We start from the raw sequence: 4,390 nt of genomic DNA on the forward strand, positions 1-4,390 counted from the left end.
ATATATAGTCCGCCATTCAATAAGTAAGCAAATACCGGAATCACAAGTACGATCACACATCCATATGTGAGTACCTTATATTATCACCAAATTCTAATCCTATCTATTTTTCTTTCGCTAAGATCTTGCTAAGATTCTTTATTCTATAACCATATCCTTTGCAAACAATGCTGCTCCCAGTGCTCCACAAAGCTGTGCCTTATCACTGATTACCAATGTTGTACCAAGCTTCTCTTCCAGTGTCTTCACCAATCCCTGGTTCTTGGACACGCCTCCGGTCATCATATAACGTTCCTCGCCGCCGACACGTTTTGCCAGTGCTGCTGTCTTGGATGCAACGGCTTTATTCAGTCCGTGTACGATATCATCAGTAGCCTTATTCTGTGCAATCAGTGATACGACTTCGGATTCTGCAAATACGGTACACATACTGGAGATCGTAATGTCTTCCTTATATGACAGACCTGCCTTTCCCATATCATCCAGGCTCATTTCCATCGTTCTTGCCATCATTTCCAGGAATCTTCCTGTTCCTGCAGCACATTTATCATTCATAACGAAATTGGCTACAGCCCCGTTCTCATCCAGACGGATGACCTTGCTGTCCTGACCTCCGATATCAATAACAGTACGGACTTCCGGGTTCAGGAAATGTGCCCCTCTTGCATGACAGGTAATCTCTGTAATACTCTTATCTCCATCAGAAATGGCCGTTCTTCCGTATCCAGTTGTAACCATTGCATCGATGTCTTCTCTCTGAAGTCCCGCATCCTTCAGCGCTTCTTCCAGTGCACGCTCTGCTCCGATTGCTGCTCCCGCACCTGTCGGCAGGATGATACCTGTCACGATATTTTGGTCTTTATCAAGAATTACTACATCTGTACTTGTTGATCCGCTGTCTATTCCGGCAAAATATCCTTTTCCCATCTTCAGTTCCTTCCCTTCCAGTTGTTCCATATTCATGCTCTCTGCAAATGCTTCTAATCTTGTCAGAAGCTGCCCGCTGCTCTGCACCGTATAATCCGATTCGATCTTCAGAAGCGGCACGGTCACATTCTGCTTAATCTGTGCGTATTCAAAACTGTAAAAATCGCAGAATTTCACAGTATGATAAATGATTCCTTTTAATCCGGGATCGTTATATAATCTCTTTCTTCCGCTGTGATCCATCATTCGCATACATGGAATCTGTCCGAGAAGTTCTTTCGCATACCATACCATCAGCTCATCGAATCCCAGATCTTTTGGCGGCTCTGCCTCGCCCACCGAACGGTTATTGACACAGGTATCATTTTCCACCGGATATGGCATACTTTTCTGTACCATATCAAAAAGTTCATTTCCCATACGTGCACCCAGCACACTGATATGCGGCTTTACGATGCGTTCCGGCTTCTTGAATGCCTGCCGGAACTTCTCTTCATCAAATCTGGTACCTTTATATTCTCCATATGCTTTCGCAAGACCTTTTAACTGCACTGCTGTACGTTCCCTGCTGCATTCTGCATCACAGTGAAGTACATCAATCATATATAAGAAATCCAGTTTCCCGCTGTCTTCCAGAATATCATACACACTCCGAATCGTGTCACAGCAGTTGACCAACACCAGTTCCTTTACTTTTCCACTCATAACAGCTTCCAGAAGGGCCTTGCCGAATCCACAGATATTCGGATGCGCTATCTGATCCGCATGGTCAAAGCCCTGCGGCATCTCATTCAGGTTCTGACATTCCCCGCCGAACGCTTCTAAGAGTTCGATTGGGGTATATTTACAGACATAATATGTTTTATTCATCGTGCGATTCCTCCTGTCTGTCCGTATTTTCATCCGTTTCTGTATTCAGCATCTCTAAGAATGCCCCGAGTCTGGTAGATGTCTGCCCTTCTCCGCCATGACTTCTGTCGCATCCATCGCCGTCCAGGATCAGAAGCGGGATTCCCTGTTCTTCGAATTTGCGCTTGGCAAGCTGTGCTGCTCCAAGGGTATGCTTACATCCCCAGTGTCCGAACCAAACAGCACCGTCTGCTCCTGTCTCCTTTGCATGACGGATTCCTGCTTCGATTCTTCTGATCGCGCTTCCATTTAATGCATGATATACCATACGTCTCGCCATTGCCTCATAAGGCTTCTCCGGATCAAAATCCGGCTCACAGACGTGACTCAGTTCACAGCCGACAATCTGTGCTTTTTCCTGAAAGCATAGCTCGTTCTTCACCGCATCAGACCAGAATGGGATCGTATGCATCCAGTAGATTTTCTTTCCTTTTTTTGCAGGAGCATTCTTTACGTCTTTCAAAAGGCGATCCACATAATCCTCTTCTTCTTTTGTGCCAAGCAAAAGATTGTTGGTCATTCCCACATAAAGAGGCGTAACCAGATCTGCCGGAACATATTTATCTGCACTTTCTTTCTCATACTGTGCAAACTTCTCCAGTGTCCGTTTGCTTCTTCTCAGCCGTTCTGTTAATGCCTCGTCTGTAATCTTTTTACCCGTACATTTTTCTATAAACTCTTTCAGCTTCCGAAGCTGGTCTGCCACATACTGTACATTGTCCTCATTCTGCTGCATCGGGACATCAATTGCAAAGATTGGCACTTCATACATTTTCGCCAACTTTTTAAACGTCAGAAGGTTTGCATCACAGGTCAGGTTCGTGTACACAATGCACTTTGGTTTCGGAAGCACTTTCTTCTGTGCCGCCCCGATAAATGTCTTATGATAACTGCAAAGTGTCTCAGAAATTCCTGTATTTTCTGCCTGCTGTAAAAATGCTCTTTCTGCCTTTGATGCAGAAAGATAACAGGAAAATCCTTCCACATTATACGGATGGATTCCTGCCTCCTGCAACAGTTCGCAAGGAGTAAAGATGCTGACTATTGCACTTTCCTGTGGTTTTTCCAAAGGCATAAGCATCGTATCCATCATAAGTCTTGCCAGATACCGGTCTGCCGGCATCAGTCTTTTGTCCGGGGCAAACCGGAACTTCAGATTCTGTGCCTTCCATCCGGTCTTTAAAAGCCATCTGGCTCTGTCCGGATCCTCATTACTCCATTTTTCTATATAATTTCCATATGTTTCTATGATCTTCATGTTCTCATCCTCGTCTTACCCTGTTGTCTGTTTCCATTTTTCTTCCTTATTCAAGTAAAAAAAACATTTAACATCATACTCTTCTTTTTTATAAAATGCAAATATACAGCAGCAATTTTCCGCAAATCTGCTGCTGTATATAGATATCAACGTATACTACCTTGTATTTTTTTGTTTTCTTTTTTCCCGTACAAGAACTAACAAGAATCCGGCTATTCCGATCAAAGACAGGATTTTTCCTGTTGTTGTACCCGGTGCATGATAGATGATCTTCAATTCATGGTTACCACTTTCAATCTTACACCCCAGAAATGCCGTATTTACTTTTTGTATCTCTGTTTCTTTTCCATCAATATAAATCTTAAAATGTTTATCATAAGGGATGGACGTAATAAACCATCCATCTTTCTTTACACGAATTGTCCCCTGGATCACGTTATCTTCTGTCTGCTTTTTGTCCACCTGGATTTCTGACTGATACAACAATTCTGACCGTTCCGGCAGACTGCCGAGATATGCCTGTACATGCCTTAATCGATATTTTCCTTTGCCAAATGTCACAGAAATATTATCTTCTCCATCCTTTAACGGCACTGCATAGGTAAATATCTTATTTTCATTATAATATACATGATCTTTCGCGCTTAGTTTGTTACGGATTCCGTTGATCCAGACTGCCACGTCCTTATTCGGATGTGCGTTGTCCACCCGGAATCTTAAAAAAAGAATCTGTTTCTGCCCCTCTTGCTGCATCGTTTTCTGCTCCGCTCCACCTGTAGTTCTATTATTGGCCATTTTCAGACTAACCGGCGCATAGGCTGTCATTATGTTCTGATCTGAAGATTCCGTATGTTCTCCAACAACCGCATATTCCAGAAATGCCGTCTGATTATATGGAAATGTAAGTTTCTTATATTCCTCTTCCGTCATCACACGATCTGTTGCATACATGACCGGTGCTGCATCTTTATTCTGATATATACCGGTTGTGCCGCATTTCTTAACCAGAGTATATCCTGGCACATCCGAATCTGATACGATATACCGCACTCCCATCATCCGTTGAAATACCGGATTTTTCGAGACAGACTGCATCATCCCATTGCGGAACGGTTCTTCCAGTCCGAATGTCTTCTGACGGAATGTCTGATAGTCCGGATTGTATGCAGATGAATAGATGGAAGTAATATTCTGATCCACATCCCAGATCCGGTTTAAATCTGCTGCATTTTCATCATCACTTCCCATCTGTTCTGTACGGTAATATCCATCATCATCTTTCAATGCTTCTTTTAC

General features: G+C 43.3%; 3 protein-coding genes. All 3 read right to left on the reverse strand.

Features of this window, described 5'->3' with window-relative positions:
• Nucleotides 1-138 precede the first annotated feature (138 nt).
• On the reverse strand, nt 139-1,797 hold the full coding sequence (locus GT508_RS14210; protein ID WP_161144510.1) for an acyl-CoA dehydratase activase: 1,659 nt from the start codon (nt 1,795-1,797) through the stop codon (nt 139-141).
• Entirely contained in the window at nt 1,790-3,094 is a 1,305-nt protein-coding gene (locus GT508_RS14215) for a 2-hydroxyacyl-CoA dehydratase subunit D (protein WP_117597948.1), read from the reverse strand. Before GT508_RS14215 ends, GT508_RS14210 begins: the two co-directional genes overlap by 8 nt.
• Before the next feature lie 156 nt (nt 3,095-3,250).
• On the reverse strand, nt 3,251-4,390 hold a 1,140-nt coding region (locus tag GT508_RS14220; RefSeq protein ID WP_161144511.1), incomplete at its 5' end, for a YfhO family protein.

It is taken from the genome of Dorea sp. BIOML-A1, from assembly GCF_009875615.1.
Taxonomy (GTDB): domain Bacteria; phylum Bacillota; class Clostridia; order Lachnospirales; family Lachnospiraceae; genus Dorea_A; species Dorea_A amylophila.